The 14,359-nt window shown below is 56.7% G+C and carries 13 protein-coding genes and 1 tRNA gene; 9 read left to right on the forward strand and 5 right to left on the reverse strand.

Features of this window, described 5'->3' with window-relative positions:
• Positions 1 to 3: 3 nt before the first annotated feature.
• The gene (gene puuD, locus JT31_RS20360) at positions 4 to 768 is read right to left on the reverse strand and encodes a gamma-glutamyl-gamma-aminobutyrate hydrolase (protein WP_038481434.1); all 765 of its coding nucleotides are present in this window, start codon (positions 766 to 768) and stop codon (positions 4 to 6) included.
• Between the two features lie 212 nt (positions 769 to 980).
• Between puuD and JT31_RS20365 the strand changes: the two genes are divergently transcribed.
• The 4 genes from JT31_RS20365 to JT31_RS20380 all read left to right on the forward strand — a co-directional run bounded on the left by JT31_RS20365 (position 981) and on the right by JT31_RS20380 (position 5,073).
• A complete protein-coding gene (locus tag JT31_RS20365) occupies positions 981 to 2,399 on the forward strand; it encodes a glutamine synthetase family protein (RefSeq protein ID WP_038481437.1) in 1,419 nt (472 codons plus the stop codon).
• Between the two features lie 378 nt (positions 2,400 to 2,777).
• Complete coding sequence (locus JT31_RS20370) at positions 2,778 to 4,166, forward strand: APC family permease (protein WP_038481440.1); 1,389 nt, start codon at positions 2,778 to 2,780, stop codon at positions 4,164 to 4,166.
• 316 nt (positions 4,167 to 4,482) lie between these two features.
• Positions 4,483 to 4,740 (forward strand): AbrB/MazE/SpoVT family DNA-binding domain-containing protein, encoded by a 258-nt coding sequence (locus JT31_RS20375; RefSeq protein ID WP_038481443.1) that lies wholly within the window; start codon positions 4,483 to 4,485, stop codon positions 4,738 to 4,740.
• The gene (locus JT31_RS20380) at positions 4,741 to 5,073 is read left to right on the forward strand and encodes a type II toxin-antitoxin system PemK/MazF family toxin (protein ID WP_038481446.1); all 333 of its coding nucleotides are present in this window, start codon (positions 4,741 to 4,743) and stop codon (positions 5,071 to 5,073) included.
• Positions 5,074 to 5,131: 58 nt separating this feature from the next.
• Here the strand turns inward: JT31_RS20380 and JT31_RS20385 are convergent.
• From JT31_RS20385 to JT31_RS20395, 3 genes are all read right to left on the reverse strand, one after another.
• Positions 5,132 to 5,207 (reverse strand) — tRNA-Asn (locus JT31_RS20385).
• Between the two features lie 131 nt (positions 5,208 to 5,338).
• On the reverse strand, positions 5,339 to 7,120 hold the full coding sequence (locus JT31_RS20390; protein ID WP_038481447.1) for an aminopeptidase P family protein: 1,782 nt from the start codon (positions 7,118 to 7,120) through the stop codon (positions 5,339 to 5,341).
• Between the two features lie 21 nt (positions 7,121 to 7,141).
• Complete coding sequence (locus JT31_RS20395) at positions 7,142 to 8,596, reverse strand: AMP nucleosidase (protein ID WP_038481450.1); 1,455 nt, start codon at positions 8,594 to 8,596, stop codon at positions 7,142 to 7,144.
• A gap of 200 nt (positions 8,597 to 8,796) precedes the next feature.
• On the opposite strand from JT31_RS20395, the gene JT31_RS20400 reads away from it, so the two are divergent.
• Positions 8,797 to 10,434: a methyl-accepting chemotaxis protein gene (locus JT31_RS20400; RefSeq protein WP_038481451.1), complete on the forward strand. Its 1,638-nt coding sequence runs from the start codon at positions 8,797 to 8,799 to the stop codon at positions 10,432 to 10,434.
• On the opposite strand, the gene JT31_RS20405 is transcribed toward JT31_RS20400, so the two are convergent.
• Entirely contained in the window at positions 10,431 to 11,351 is a 921-nt protein-coding gene (locus JT31_RS20405) for a LysR family transcriptional regulator (RefSeq protein WP_038481454.1), read from the reverse strand. The genes JT31_RS20400 and JT31_RS20405 overlap by 4 nt on opposite strands.
• 111 nt (positions 11,352 to 11,462) lie before the next feature.
• Between JT31_RS20405 and JT31_RS20410 the strand changes: the two genes are divergently transcribed.
• The 4 genes from JT31_RS20410 (at position 11,463) to JT31_RS20425 (ending at position 14,352) form a co-directional block, all read left to right on the forward strand.
• Positions 11,463 to 12,470 carry a zinc-binding alcohol dehydrogenase family protein gene (locus tag JT31_RS20410; protein WP_038481456.1) on the forward strand — a complete coding sequence of 336 codons (1,008 nt, stop codon included), beginning with the start codon at positions 11,463 to 11,465 and terminating at the stop codon, positions 12,468 to 12,470.
• A gap of 1 nt (position 12,471) precedes the next feature.
• Positions 12,472 to 12,777 (forward strand): putative quinol monooxygenase, encoded by a 306-nt coding sequence (locus JT31_RS20415; RefSeq protein ID WP_038481459.1) that lies wholly within the window; start codon positions 12,472 to 12,474, stop codon positions 12,775 to 12,777.
• 61 nt (positions 12,778 to 12,838) lie between these two features.
• Entirely contained in the window at positions 12,839 to 13,492 is a 654-nt protein-coding gene (locus JT31_RS20420; protein WP_038481462.1) for an oxygen-insensitive NAD(P)H-dependent nitroreductase NfsB, read from the forward strand.
• A 266-nt stretch (positions 13,493 to 13,758) separates the two neighbouring features.
• On the forward strand, positions 13,759 to 14,352 hold the full coding sequence (locus JT31_RS20425; protein ID WP_235212890.1) for a helix-turn-helix transcriptional regulator: 594 nt from the start codon (positions 13,759 to 13,761) through the stop codon (positions 14,350 to 14,352).
• Positions 14,353 to 14,359: the final 7 nt, after the last annotated feature.

Here is a 14,359-nt window from a genome sequence, read left to right on the forward strand (position 1 = left end):
TGGTCAGAGCCGCTGTTTTTCAGACAGGTGCTTCTGACAGGCATTGATAAAACCTTCAAGCAACAAACGCGACAGGGCGTATTCGCTACTGTTCCATTCTGGGTGCCACTGAACGCCGAGGGCAAAAGGATGATCGTGAACGCTTGCCGCCTCCACCAGTCCATCCTGCGACCTTGCCTCTACGCGCAGCAGCGGGCCCACCGTTTTCGCTCCCTGGCCATGTAATGAGTTAACCCAAAACGTGTTGCAACCCGGTATTAAATGCGAAAGCAATCCTCCCTCCTGTACCTGAACTTCATGTGAAGGTGCGTACTGCTGCTCCACGGGAAGCTCGGGATCTTCACGGTGTTCCAGAAGCTGAGGCTGATCGCACAGGCGACGATACAGAGTCCCGCCTGTGGCGACAACCAGTTCCTGTAAACCCCGGCAAATGGCGAAAATGGGAATGCGCCTTTTGAGCCCGGCGGCGATAAGCGCCATGCTCAGTTCATCACGCCCTGGGTCGGCGTCAGGCTCATCGCCATTTTCACCATAGAGGTGCGGCTGCACGTTGCTGGGGCTGCCCGGCAGGAAGATCCCGTCCAGTTTTGGCAGCAGCGCATTCAGCAGTTCAGGCTCTGCCAGCGCGTGGGGAAGGGCTATCGGTAATCCGCCGGCGTTCAACACGGCATTCAGGTATTTTTCTTGCAACGTCTGGGTCAGATGACCCTTAAGCCTGTTCCTGCACATCACGACACCAATCACTGGCTTGTCAAATATATCGACCATGATCAACCTCACATAATGGACTAAATTATTGCCAAACGATTCCATGTTGCCCGTATCCGTTCAATATTTTTTCAATCTAGCAGCGGTGTAACGTCCTTGCAAACTTAAATTAACATTTGACAAACATTTTGTTTCACACCATTGTCGATAAGTGGACATTATATTTAACGGTCGACATCAGCGACCGGCATCCAACGCAACGGCGGTGAATCATGGAAACCAATATCGTAGAAGTTGAGAATTTTGTTCAGCATTCCGAAGAGAGACGAAGTAGCGCGTTTGCACGCGAAGTGAATACCTTTCTTGAGCGTTATCCCAATACCCAATATGTCGATGTCCTGCTTACTGACCTGAACGGCTGCTTCCGCGGAAAACGTATTCCGATCGCCGGTCTGCGTAAGGTAGAGAAGGGCTGTTATTTCCCGGCGTCGGTGTTTGCCATGGATATCCTCGGCAATGTAGTAGAAGAGGCCGGGCTTGGGCAGGAACTGGGCGAGCCGGATCGCCGCTGTGTGCCGGTGCCGGGAACGCTGACGCCGTCGGCGGCAGATCCCGAGTTTATCGGCCAGATGATGTTAACCATGCTGGACGAAGATGGCGCTCCCTTTGACGTTGAGCCGCGGAACGTGCTGAACCGACTCTGGCAGCAGCTGCGCCAGCGCGGCCTGTTCCCCGTGGTAGCGGTAGAGCTGGAGTTCTATTTAATCGATCGCCAGCGCGATGCAGAAGGCTACCTGCAGCCGCCTTGCGCGCCGGGCACCGACGACCGTAATACCCAAAGCCAGGTCTATTCCGTCGATAACCTGAACCACTTTGCCGATGTGCTGACCGACATCGACGATCTGGCTCGCCTGCAGCTGATCCCGGCGGATGGCGCGGTGGCAGAAGCCTCGCCAGGCCAGTTCGAAATCAACCTCCATCACACCGATAACGTGCTGGATGCCTGCGATGATGCGTTAGCGTTAAAACGCCTGGTGCGAACTGTCGCAGAGAAGCATAAGATGCACGCCACTTTTATGGCGAAGCCTTACGAAGAGCATGCGGGCAGCGGGATGCATATCCACATCAGCGTGCTGAATAACAAAGGCGAAAACGTGCTGGCGGACGCCGACGGCGAAGACTCTGCGCTGCTGAAACGTGCGCTGGCGGGCATGATCCACCTGATGCCGTCTTCTATGGCGCTGCTGGCGCCGAACGTGAACTCGTGGCGCCGCTTCCAGCCGGGGATGTACGTCCCGACCCAGGCTTCATGGGGGCATAACAACCGTACCGTGGCGCTGCGTATTCCCTGCGGCGACAGGGACAACCACCGCGTGGAGTACCGCGTGGCGGGGGCGGATGCCAACCCGTATCTGGTGATGGCGACGATCCTCGCCGGGATTTTACACGGCCTGGATACCGACCTGCCGCTGCAGGAAGAAGTTGAGGGCAACGGGCTGGAGCAGGAAGGGCTGCCGTTCCCGATTCGCCAGAGCGACGCGCTGTGGGAGTTCACTCAGAACGATAGTTTGCGCGAACTGCTGGGCGAGCGTTTCAGCCACGTGTTCCACGCGTGTAAGCACGATGAGCTGGTGCAGTTTGAGCGTTTAATCACGGAAACTGAAATTGAGTGGATGCTGAAAAACGCCTGATAGTGGCTCCTGCCCGGCGGAGCAAGCGTGGCCGGGCAAGCTGATAAATAAGTAGCATCATGCGGGCTGAGCGGAGCCAGGCCGGACGTTTTGCAGGGCAACCTGCCATTTCCCGAAGTCGCGTAACGGAGCGCAGGCGGCAACGGGTCTTCTGTTAACGACAATGTGTACGACGAGGAAATGAGATGATGCAGACGCAAATGTTTAAATATCCGCACGGCGAGGGCGAACGCTGCTGCCGTATTGATAACGACGGGCCAGCGGCGTGCGTGAGTCCGATAACAATTCCCCGACAGTTACGATTAACCCCCAGGCTAAGCAGGTTTGCCCGAACGAAGAACGCTTCGCAAACCTGTATCCGCGTGGGGGGACATCGTCATGGCGACTAATTCCTCCGTAGACATCGCTTCGCAGGCGGGTAAGCCGCAGCTGCGCAAATCTCTAAAACTCTGGCAGGTAGTGGTGATGGGGCTGGCCTATCTCACGCCAATGTCGGTGTTTGATACCTTTGGTATCGTGTCCGGCATCAGCGACGGCCACGTGCCTGCGTCCTATCTGCTGGCGCTGGCTGGCGTGCTGTTTACCGCCATCAGCTACGGCAAGCTGGTGCGCCAGTTCCCGCAGGCGGGTTCAGCCTATACCTATGCCCAAAAGGCCATTAGCCCGCACGTGGGTTTTATGGTGGGCTGGTCGTCGCTGCTGGATTATTTGTTCCTGCCAATGATCAACGTCCTGCTGGCAAAAATTTACCTTTCGGCGCTGTTCCCGGAAGTCCCGCCGTGGATTTGGGTGGTGGGCTTTGTTTGCATTCTGACGGCGGCCAACCTGAAGAGCGTTAACCTGGTGGCGAACTTCAACACCCTGTTTGTGCTGGTACAGGTCGCCATCATGGTGGTGTTTATCATTCTGGTGGTGCAGGGGCTGCATAAAGGCGAGGGCGTGGGGACCGTGTGGTCGCTGCAGCCGTTTATCAGCGAAAATGCACACCTGATCCCGGTGATTACCGGCGCGACGATAGTCTGCTTCTCGTTCCTCGGCTTTGACGCGGTCACCACGCTTTCGGAAGAGACGCCCGACGCGGCCCGCACCATTCCTAAAGCCATTTTTCTGACCGCAGCCTACGGCGGCATTATCTTTATCGTGGCGTCGTTCTTTATGCAGCTGTTCTTCCCGGACATCAGTCGCTTCAAAAACCCGGACGCGGCGCTGCCGGAAATTGCGCTGTACGTCGGTGGCAAGCTGTTCCAGTCGATTTTCCTCTGCACGACCTTCGTGAATACCCTGGCTTCGGGTCTTGCCTCTCATGCCAGCGTTTCACGCTTGCTCTACGTGATGGGACGCGACAACGTGTTCCCGGAAAAATACTTCGGCTACGTGCACCCTAAATGGCGCACCCCGGCGCTGAACGTGATCATGGTAGGCATTGTGGCGCTGTCCGCGCTGTTCTTCGACCTGGTGACGGCGACGGCGCTGATCAACTTCGGCGCGCTGGTGGCCTTTACCTTCGTTAACCTGTCGGTGTTTAACCACTTCTGGCGTCGCGAAGGCCGCAACAAAACCTGGCGCGAGAAACTGCACTACCTCATTCTGCCGCTGATCGGCGCGACGACGGTGGCGGTGCTGTGGGTGAACCTGGAAGTGACTTCCCTGACGCTGGGGCTGGTGTGGGCCGCGGTCGGCGTCCTGTACCTGACCTTCCTGACCCGCCGTTTCCGCAGGCCACCGCCGGTGTTTGACGCCAGCAAGGCCGAGCGTGCCTGGGAGTAAAGCCAGGCCGCGTTAGAGACTAAAAAGCCCGCTTAAGAAGGTTAAGCGGGCTTTTCACCTTCGATCTTCTTCCGGCGCAGCCCGAATACGGAAGCTGCGCCGCATTTCGTTTATCCAAACCGCCATAATCCTTTGAACTGCAGAAAGAGTTTTCTATTATCGGCCTTCTTACTTGAAAAATGCCGGATCTGCCCTTCGATGGATTAAGACTTGCTTTACGCACTATTACGCTAAGGAAATCACAATGAATCTGATGAATAATTGTGCATCCCTTACCGTGAATGTTATATTAAAATATAATATTCGGAGGTGCTCTATGCATACAACTCGCCTTAAAAAGGTCGGCGGCTCTATCATGCTGGCGGTTCCTCCCGCCGTGCTGAAAACGTTGGAGCTGTCGACGGACAGCGAAGTGGGCATGACCATTGATAATGGCTGCCTGATTATTGAACCCCAGAAACGGCCTCGTTATTCGCTTGAGGAACTGCTGGCGCAGTGCGACCCGCACGCCGAAATGAGTGAAGAGGATCGAGAATGGATTGATTCGCCTGCGGTAGGCAAGGAGATCCTGTAAATGGACAGAGGGGAAATCTGGCTCGTTTCACTGGATCCAATTGCCGGTCACGAGCAAAGTGGAAAGCGTCCGGTACTTATCGTCTCGAAGGCATCGTTTAACAAGCTGACCCGACTACCCGTTGTTGTTCCTGTCACCAGCGGAGGAAACTTTGCCCGTACAGCCGGTTTTACCGTTTCACTGGATGATGCTGAGACCAAAACGACGGGTGTTATTCGCTGTGATCAACCGAGAACGATTGATATGGCGGCCAGAAATGGTAAGCGTCTGGAACGTCTACCCGAGGCTATTGTGAATGAAGTGCTGGCAAGGCTGGACGCTATTCTGAGTTAATCTCAACACATACAAAAGCAAAAAGCCTGCTTAGTTTCCTAAGCAGGCTTCTTAAATATGGCTCCTCTGACTGGACTCGAACCAGTGACATACGGATTAACAGTCCGCCGTTCTACCGACTGAACTACAGAGGAATCGTGTGAACGGGGCGAATACTAGCGGGGTGAGTCTGGGTTGTCAAAGGCTGTTTTGGTGAAATGCGTTCAACTGCCGATTAATCCAGCAAATCAATGAAAAAGGCCGCATTTCTGCGGCCATTGAGCGGTTACCTGCGTCGCTGAACGCTGGCCGGTTCCGTAGCTGAAGCAAGCCAGCGACGGGTTTCTTCCCCAACGCGCGAAGAGAGCGTCTGGCGCACCTGCCGGTGGTAATCATCAAGCCAGGCTATCTCCTGGGTACTCAGCAAATCAAAATCTACCGCCGACAGGTCAATAGGGATAAGCGTCAGCGACGAGAACTTGCAGAAGCCCGGCCGGGAGGCAACCACCTCGACCTGGTTTTCGATGCGGATCCCGTGGCTATCCGCCAGGTAATAACCCGGCTCGATGGTGATGATGTTGCCCGGAAGCATCGGCCACGGGTTCACCTTCTTCGCCATGCGGTGCGGGTTTTCATGGATCATCAGCCGATGGCCGACGCCATGCCCTGTGCCGTGGTCGTAATCCAGCCCAAGTTCCCAAAGCGGGCGACGGGCAAAGGCATCGAGCTGGTGGCCCTGAGTCCCCTGCGGGAACTGGAGTGAGATCAGCGCCAGGAAGCCTTTCAGCACGGCGGTGTAATGCAGGCGCCGGGTCGCGTCCAGCTCGCCAAAGCTGAGCGTGCGCGTGGCGTCCGTCGTGCCGTTGATATACTGCCCGCCGGAATCATTCAGGTAGAACTGCTCGCCGGTGAGGGCGAAATTCGTTTCCGGTGAAGAGTGGTAATGGCACATTGCGGCGTTGCTGCCCGCTGCGGAAATGGTGCTGAAGCTCTGCTCGGTAAAAGTGGCACCTTGCTGGCGGAAGCTCAGCTGTTTTTCCTGGGCTTCCAGCTCGGTGACCGGGTTGCCTGCGGCCTCCCGCAGCGGCACTTCATGGGTTAGCCAGCTCAGGAAATTCACCCAGGCCACGCCGTCTTCGACGTGGCTGTCGCGGTAGCCCGCCAGCTCGGTTTCATTCTTATTGGATTTGATAAGGGTAATAGGGTCGGGTGCCCACAACACGCTGCCGCCACCTTGCTCGACGGCAAAGCGCACCGCGACCGGCGCAGAGTCAGCATCAATCAGAATACGTTTACCTGCCGCCGCCTGCTGGCAGCGGGCGAGGAATTCACCCATCGGGCTGTGAGAGATGCCGCTGAGCTGGGCTTTATCCAGATTGTGCAGTTTGCCCTCGGCGACAAACCACTCAATGCCGCCGTCGGCGCTCACCAGCGCGAAGGAGTGAGGCACCGGGTTCATCGCAATATCCGAACCGCGCACGTTCAGCAGCCAGGCGATATTGTCCGGCAGCGTCAGAGCCAGATAATCGGCCCCGGCTTTGTGTAGCGCCTGCGCCACACGATCGCGTTTTGAGGCAGAACTTTCGCCACTGATTTCGTCCGGCATGGCGCTGATTTCCCCGCAGGGTGCCGCAGGGCGGTCTGGCCAGATCGTGTCGAGCGGGTCGTCATCCACCGCCACCAGGTCACAGCCGCTGGTGCGCAGGCTTTCGTACTGGCTGTTAACCATCAGCAGCGGCTCGAAGGCGATGCGTTTGCCCGCAGGCAGGTTGTCCCGCAGCCACAGGTGCAGCGGCTCCTCGTGCAGGTGATGAATCTCGAACTCCTGCAGGTTCACCTGATGGCGAGCCTGAACCTGGTAGCGCCCGTCCACGAACAGCAGGGCGCGGTCGGCGAGGATCAGCGCCAGCCCGGCGGACCCGGTAAAGCCGCTGATAAACGCCAGTTTATTATCATGAGCGGCACAATCTTCGCTCTGATGGGCGTCGGCACGCGGCACGATGATCCCATCCAGCTCGCGTTCTTTGAGTAGCGCACGCAGGGCGCCGAGTGATGAAGTGTGTTGCATCCAGCTTCCTTATTATTTTTGTTAACGGAACGGCGGCTCGTTGAAGGTACGCAGCTTGCGCGAGTGCAGCTTTTCGCCTTCTGCGCGAAGCAAATCAATGGCGCGAATGCCAATTTGCAGGTGTTCGGAAATCGCCCCTTCATAGAAGCGGTTGGCCTGGCCCGGCAGTTTGATTTCCCCATGAAGAGGTTTGTCGGAAACGCACAGCAGCGTGCCGTATGGCACACGGAAGCGGTAACCCTGCGCGGCAATGGTGGCGCTTTCCATGTCGATAGCCACCGCGCGGCTGAGGTTAAAGCGCAGCGCGGAGGCAGAATAGCGCAGCTCCCAGTTTCGGTCATCGGTGGTGACCACCGTCCCGGTGCGCAGGCGTTGTTTAACTTCTTCGCCCGGCATGCCGCTGACCTGTTTGGTGGCGTCGTAAAGCGCACGCTGCACTTCGGCGATGCTTGGAATCGGGATATCCGGCGGCAGCACCGCGTCCAGCACGTGGTCATCGCGCAGGTAGGCGTGTGCCAGCACGTAATCGCCAATCTGTTGGCTTTCGCGCAGGCCGCCGCAGTGGCCAATCATCAGCCAGGCATCCGGGCGTAGCACCGCGAGGTGGTCGCAGATAGTTTTGGCGTTTGACGGGCCCACGCCAATGTTAATCAGCGTAATGCCGCTGCCGTTTTTGTCGATCAGGTGCCAGGCAGGCATCTGGTGCTTTTTCCACGCCAGATCGGAAATGGCTTCTTCCGGAGCTTCCGTTTCGGCGGTAAGCCAGGTGCCACCGGCGCAGGACAGGGCGATGTAAGGGCTGTCCGGGTCGAGTATCTGCTGGCAGCCCCAGCGGACGAACTCGTCCACATAGCGGGTGTAGTTGGTGAACAGCACGAAAGGCTGGAAGTGTTCAACCGGCGTGCCGGTGTAGTGGCGCAGGCGTGCCAGCGAGAAATCCACGCGGCGGGCGTCAAAGTGCGACAGCGGCAAGGCTTCCGTCGGGTGGAACAGGCCGTCGGCGGTTTCATCGCCAATCTGCGACAGCTCGGTGGTCGGGAAATGGCGTGTCAGCCCGGCGCTCATGGTGCGGTCGAGGTTCAGGCCGTCGAGCACGTAAGGGTAAGGGATCTCGTGCTGAGAAGGCCCAACCTCGATGTGGACGCCATAGTCTTCACACAACAGGCTCAGCTGTTCGTTCAGATAGTCGCGGAACAATGCGGGGCGAGTCACCGTGGTGGTGTAGCTGCCGGAGTGGGTAAAGCGGGCGTAGGAGCGGGTATTTTTGGGGCCACGGGGAACGCCGTCCCAGCTGACGCGCAGTTCAGGGTAGACAAACAGCCCGTCGGAGCGGGCGTCGACGTCCGGCAGCGTGCCTTGTTGAGTGTAAAGGGCAATCGCGTCGCGAAGGGCGGTTACCGAAGTTTCGTACAGGGCTTCCAGCTTATCCAGGGCCTCAGCAGGCGTCAGCCCCTGGCATACAGCGTTATTATTCATTGATTCTCCTTTACCGGTTCAGGCCGGATTAGACATTCAGTATGTCATGCCGGGAGCAGAACGGAAGGGGAACCGGGCCCGAGTTGCGAGCCTCATAAAAAATTCATCACAAATAAATGAATACCCGCGCAAAGACTGCCGATAACCCCTTTGATACCCGAGATTGATGGGATAACGACAATAATGATGAGGGGAACAACATGGGGATGTTTAAGAATTTTACCGTACGCAGGGTGATGCTCACCGTGCTGGGGCTGTTCTGCCTGCTGTGGTCGGCCGTCGGCGTGTTTACCGTCTATTCACTGGCGAAGCTTGGGGACGGTAACGCCGTTGATCATCAGCTGGTGTCACAGATGACGATTCTCAGCAAAGGGAATGACCAGTACTTCCGCTTTATTACCCGCCTGTCGCGGGTGATGGAAGCGAAGGCCGCAGGCGAAACTGCCGAGTTTAAGCCCGTGCAGGAAGCGCTGGATAACATGAAAAGCGAGCTTGAGCGCCTGAAAAGCGTTTCACCGGGCCCGATGGACCCGCTGGTTTCCGCCGACGTGATAGCAAAATGGCAGCAGCTTTTGGATAACGGCGTGGCGGTACAGATGCAGCTTGCTCAGCAGGGGAGCGCGGGAGATTATCGCCAGCAGGCCACCCAGGTTACGCCGCCCCTGAGCAGGGCGTTTGGGGCCAGCAGCAGCAAATTTACCGCCGTGGCCGAAGAACGTCTGGACCGCACCCGAGTGGCCGTAGACTCGCTAACCCGGCTGATGAAAATCACCGTGCTGGTGGCGATTGTAATTGGGCTGCTGATCCTGCTGTTTACCGACCGCTACCTCGTGAACCTGCTGGTGAAGCCGCTGGATCGCATTCGTGAACATTTCTCGGTTATCGCAAAAGGCGATCTCAGCCATCCCGTGGAGGACTTTGGGCGCAATTGCGTAGGCAAACTGTTCCCGTTGCTTGCCGAGATGCAGGCCAGCCTTCGCGATGCGGTCAGCGCCATTCGCAGCGGCACGGAGAATATCTATCGTGGGTCGGCGGAAATCTCCTCCGGCAACAACGATCTCTCTTCGCGCACCGAAGAGCAGGCCGCCGCGCTGGAAGAAACCGCTGCCAGCATGGAACAGCTGACCGCCACGGTAAAATTTAACGCCGAGAACGCCCGCCAGGCCAGCAGCATTGCGGAGAAAGCGTCGCAAACCGCCAGCCGCAGCGGCAAGCTGGTTGGGGACGTGGTGGTCACGATGGAAGGGATCTCCGACAGCTCCCGTAAAATCAGTGAAATCACCAGCGTCATCAACAGCATTGCATTCCAGACCAATATCCTGGCGCTTAACGCCGCCGTAGAAGCCGCCAGAGCAGGCGAGCAGGGCAGAGGTTTTGCGGTGGTGGCGGGTGAAGTACGCAATCTGGCCAGCCGTAGCGCGGGCGCTGCGAAAGAGATTGAAACGCTGATTGCCGATTCGGTGAACCGGGTTAACAGCGGTGCGGCGTTGGTCAACGAGGCGGGCAACACCATGAAAGAGGTGCTGAAGGCCGTCTCCGATACTACGCAAATCATGAAGCAAATTGCCTCGGCGACCGACGAGCAGAGCAAGGGGATTTCGCAGGTGAGCGTGGCGGTCAGCGAAATGGACAGCGTGACCCAGCAAAACGCCGCCCTTGTCGAGCAGATCTCTGCGGCTGCGGCGGCGCTCGAAGGCCAGACTGAAATGCTGCAAAAAGCGGTGGCGCGATTCCGCCTGTCCGGGCGTGAAGAACAGGCCGTGGTGGAAACGAAGGTAAAACCTCAGGCGAAAGTCGCCGCTGCTGGCGCGGCGGGGGATGACTGGGTAACGTTTTAACTTTCTATCGTGGGCAGGGTACGCATTGCGTTTTCGCAGCGCGCTTTGACCGCTTCGTGCAGTAACCGCACCGTGGCAGACAGCTGTTTACGGTGCGGGCAAATCATATTCAGCGGAATGCTATCCCCTTCGTACTGCGGCAGCAGCAGCTTCAGGCGGCCTGCCTGCACATCTTCGCTCACGTCCAGCCAGGATTTATAGGTAATGCCTTCGCCTTTGACCGCCAGGCGATGAATCACTTCCGCATCATCGCTCATCATCGTGCCTTTCACCGCCACCTGCTGCTCTTTGCCGTGCAGGCTAAACGACCAGCTATTGTGCACCCGCCCGCGCAGCACAAACGTGAGCGCGTTGTGCTGAGCCAGGTCGGCAAGGGTTTGCGGCTCGCCATTACGTTCAAGATAGGCCGGAGACGCCACGAGCACGCGGCGATTTTCTGGCGCGACGGGCAGGGCGATGTAAGACGCATCATCGTTGTTGCCATAGCGAAAAGCCACATCCACAGGGTCTTTAAACACGTCGGTTATCCTGTCGGAAAACAGAAGTTTCAGGCTCAGCGCCGGGTAAGTGCTGCGAAACTGACGGAAAACGTCGAGCAGCAAATTACGGCCCAGGTCGGAAGGGACGGCGATTTGCAGCGTACCTCGCACTTCGTCGCTGGGAGGCTGGATCTGCTCGTAGCCGGCATCAAGGGTTTGCAATACCTGCATGGCATAGGGCAGCCACGCTTCGCCTTCCGGCGTGAGCCTCAGGCTGCGGGTAGAGCGGGCGAACAGGCGAATATTGAGGTTTTGCTCCAGGCGCTTAATGGCCGTGCTCACCTGGGCTGGCTGCAGGCCGGCTTCTCTGGCGGTATCGCTAAAACTGTTTAACGCCGCGGCCCTGACAAACAGGGTAAGGTCTTCCAGCCTGAGCATTTTCACTCTCCGAGTATAAGTGTTGTTTCCTGGCGCCTGTTTTTCAGCTTCCGCGCTCCTTGTACCATGATTTTACTCAATTGATGAACCCATTACCTTATTGGAGCTGCTATGAAAGCTATTGCTATTACCCGCGCCGCGAAAGACGGCAGCAATATTGACGCGCTGCAGGACATTACGCTGCCAAAACCTGTTGCTCAGGGCCACGACATCCTGGTGGCGGTGAACGCCATTTCCGTCAACCCGGTGGATACCAAAGTCCGCAGCGGCTTTAGCAGCGACACGCCTCGCGTGCTGGGCTGGGATGCGATAGGCACCGTTGTGGAAACAGGCGAAGCCGTGACGCTGTTCAAACCAGGCGACGCGGTATGGTACGCCGGTTCGCTGACCCGCCCCGGCAGCAACAGCGAATATCAACTGGTGGATGAACGCATTGCGGCGCTTAAACCTCAATCCGTAGAAAATGCCGCAGCGGCCGCGTTGCCGCTGACGGCGATCACCGCCTGGGAAATGCTCTTTGACCGCCTGGGCATTCAGGAAAACGGCAGCGAAGGTGAAGTGCTGCTGATCGTCGGCGCGGCCGGTGGCGTGGGTTCTATCCTGACCCAGCTAGCCCGCAGGCTGACAAAAGTCACGGTCATTGGCACAGCTTCTCGCCCTGAAAGCCAGAAGTGGGTGACCGAGCTTGGCGCACACCACGTTATCGACCACAGCAAACCGCTGACCGAAGAGTTGCAGCGTATTGGCGTGAAGCACGTCACGCATGTTGCCAGCCTGACCAACACCGAGGAGCATTATGCCCAGCTGATCGAAGCGCTCATTCCGCAGGGGAAATTTGCGCTGATTGATGACCCGGTCGCGCTGGACGTTCGCGCGCTCAAGGCCAAAAGCATTTCGCTGCATTGGGAGTTTATGTTTACCCGTTCGATGTTCGTCACCAGCGATATTATTGAACAGCACAACCTGCTGACGCGCGTGGCGAAGCTTATCGACCAGGGCGTGTTGAGAACCACGCTTGGCGAACATTATGGCACGATTAACGCGGACAACCTGCGCCGCGCCCACGCGCTGCTGGAAACCGGGCGTGCGGTGGGCAAAATTGTGCTGGAGGGCTTCTGATATGGCGACGACGGAAACGCTGACCATTATTGCAATGCTGAAGGCGAAAGCCGGTCAGCAGGATAATCTGAAAGCCGCGTTGAAAGCGCTGGTTGCGCCGAGCCGCCTTGAACCGGGCTGCCTCGATTACACGCTGTTCCAGCTTCAACAAGCGCCTGATACGTTTTATGTCCGCGAGTCGTGGCGGGGCCAGCAGGCGCTTGATCTGCACAATTCGCTGCCTCACTTCCAGGCATTTGTGCAGCAGATGGACGCCCTGCTGGCGGAACCGCTGAAGCTGGTGCCGCTGGACGAAGTTGCCGTTTAACTTATATGCGCGGCGGCCAGGCAGGCCGCTGCAAAACACAAAGACTTATTCAGGAAAAATCATGAACATTATTGATGCTGCCTCCCGCCGTTATGCGACGAAAGCTTTCGATGCTGCTAAAAAAATTGCCGCCGAAGATGTGGATAAGATTAAAAATCTGCTGCGCCTCAGTCCTTCAAGCACCAACTCGCAGCCGTGGCACTTTATTCTGGCGAGCACGGATGAAGGCAAAGCGCGTATCGCGAAAGCGACCACCGGGCCTTACGCGGCAAACCAGCCCAAAGTGCTGGATGCTTCACATGTCGTGGTGTTCTGCGCGAAAACTACCTACGACGATGCTCACCTGCATACGCTGCTGCAAAAAGAGCAGGAAGACGGGCGTTTTGCCACCGAGCAGGCAAAAGAAGGGCAGCACAAAGGCCGCTCTTTCTATGCCAATAAGCACCGTTTTGACCTGAAAGATGCGCAGCACTGGATGGAGAAGCAGGTTTATCTCAACCTGGGCACGCTGCTGCTGGGCGTCTCCACCCTGAATATTGATGCCGTGCCGATTGAAGGGTTTGACGCCGCCGTGCTGGACGAAGAGTTTGGCCTGCGTGAGAAAGGCCTTACCAGCGTGGTGATGGTGGCGTTGGGCTACCGTAGCGTGGAGGACTTTAACGCCAGGCTGCCGAAGTCGCGCCTTGATTTTAGTCAGATCCTGACAGAGATCTAAGTGCGTGATGATAACGTGATTTAACTTTTATTTTCCCTGCGCGCAGGAATGGATATTAGGCCATTCCTGCGCTTATTCATCAGATTGGGGGCATTGAGGCGTGGAAAGAGGGGGGAAATGATCTATACTTTGCTCTCTTAATTCTACGGATGGCCATGGTTGTGAAGGACACGTATTATAATGACAGCAAGGTAAATTCATTAATTCAGCGCGAACTTGATGAATTTATTCTGAATTACAAACATACGACCTATGCGTATGCTGTGATGAATAAGAAAGACCCTTCCCAGATGCGTATTATCAATAACAATCCGCAATGGTTTAACATCTATCTCGAAAATAAATATCAGTTTATTGACCCGGTGATTGTCCGGTCTCTCAGCAGCCTCGAGGATTTCTCCTGGGACAGCGGCATGATGGTCTCTTCCGGGTATACGCTGAAACGTATTTTTGACGAAGGCTCGCAGCACAACATCGTTCAGGGGCATACGTACCCGCTGCATGACTATGTTAATAACCTTGTGGTGCTCTCGCTGATCAGCCATCAGCCTTCCGACGCTAACCTGACCGAAAACCGCGAAGCGGTGATTGCTTTCTTTATCAGGCTGCATCAAAAGATGCTGAATTTATACAGCGATATTCGGCAGAAAAAAAACGTCTTCCTGTCGCCGCGTGAGCAGCAAATTTTGCAGTGGGTTTATGCCGGTAAAACGTATGCAGAAATCGCCGTGATTCTCTCAATCACCGAGCGTACGGTAAAATTCCACATGGGCAATGCCATGAAAAAGCTGGGCGTAAACAATGCCCGCCACGCGGTCAAATTAAGTATCGAACTCCGCTTGTTGGACCTGAACGCCTGACCGAAAT

It is taken from the genome of Cedecea neteri (genome assembly GCF_000757825.1).
GTDB classification, from domain to species: Bacteria; Pseudomonadota; Gammaproteobacteria; order Enterobacterales; family Enterobacteriaceae; genus Cedecea; species Cedecea selenatireducens.

Excerpts from the sequence above, each read along its gene's own strand:
- JT31_RS20375 (WP_038481443.1), top strand. The coding sequence starts at position 4,483 with ATGCATACAACTCGCCTTAAAAAGGTCGGCGGCTCTATCATGCTGGCG.
- JT31_RS20415 (WP_038481459.1), top strand. The coding sequence starts at position 12,472 with ATGGCGACGACGGAAACGCTGACCATTATTGCAATGCTGAAGGCGAAA.
- JT31_RS20370 (WP_038481440.1), top strand. The coding sequence starts at position 2,778 with ATGGCGACTAATTCCTCCGTAGACATCGCTTCGCAGGCGGGTAAGCCG.
- JT31_RS20390 (WP_038481447.1), bottom strand. The coding sequence starts at position 7,120 with ATGCAACACACTTCATCACTCGGCGCCCTGCGTGCGCTACTCAAAGAA.
- JT31_RS20410 (WP_038481456.1), top strand. The coding sequence starts at position 11,463 with ATGAAAGCTATTGCTATTACCCGCGCCGCGAAAGACGGCAGCAATATT.
- JT31_RS20400 (WP_038481451.1), top strand. The coding sequence starts at position 8,797 with ATGGGGATGTTTAAGAATTTTACCGTACGCAGGGTGATGCTCACCGTG.
- JT31_RS20365 (WP_038481437.1), top strand. The coding sequence starts at position 981 with ATGGAAACCAATATCGTAGAAGTTGAGAATTTTGTTCAGCATTCCGAA.
- JT31_RS20425 (WP_235212890.1), top strand. The coding sequence starts at position 13,759 with ATGAATAAGAAAGACCCTTCCCAGATGCGTATTATCAATAACAATCCG.
- JT31_RS20420 (WP_038481462.1), top strand. The coding sequence starts at position 12,839 with ATGAACATTATTGATGCTGCCTCCCGCCGTTATGCGACGAAAGCTTTC.
- JT31_RS20380 (WP_038481446.1), top strand. The coding sequence starts at position 4,741 with ATGGACAGAGGGGAAATCTGGCTCGTTTCACTGGATCCAATTGCCGGT.
- puuD (WP_038481434.1), bottom strand. The coding sequence starts at position 768 with ATGGTCGATATATTTGACAAGCCAGTGATTGGTGTCGTGATGTGCAGG.
- JT31_RS20395 (WP_038481450.1), bottom strand. The coding sequence starts at position 8,596 with ATGAATAATAACGCTGTATGCCAGGGGCTGACGCCTGCTGAGGCCCTG.
- JT31_RS20405 (WP_038481454.1), bottom strand. The coding sequence starts at position 11,351 with ATGCTCAGGCTGGAAGACCTTACCCTGTTTGTCAGGGCCGCGGCGTTA.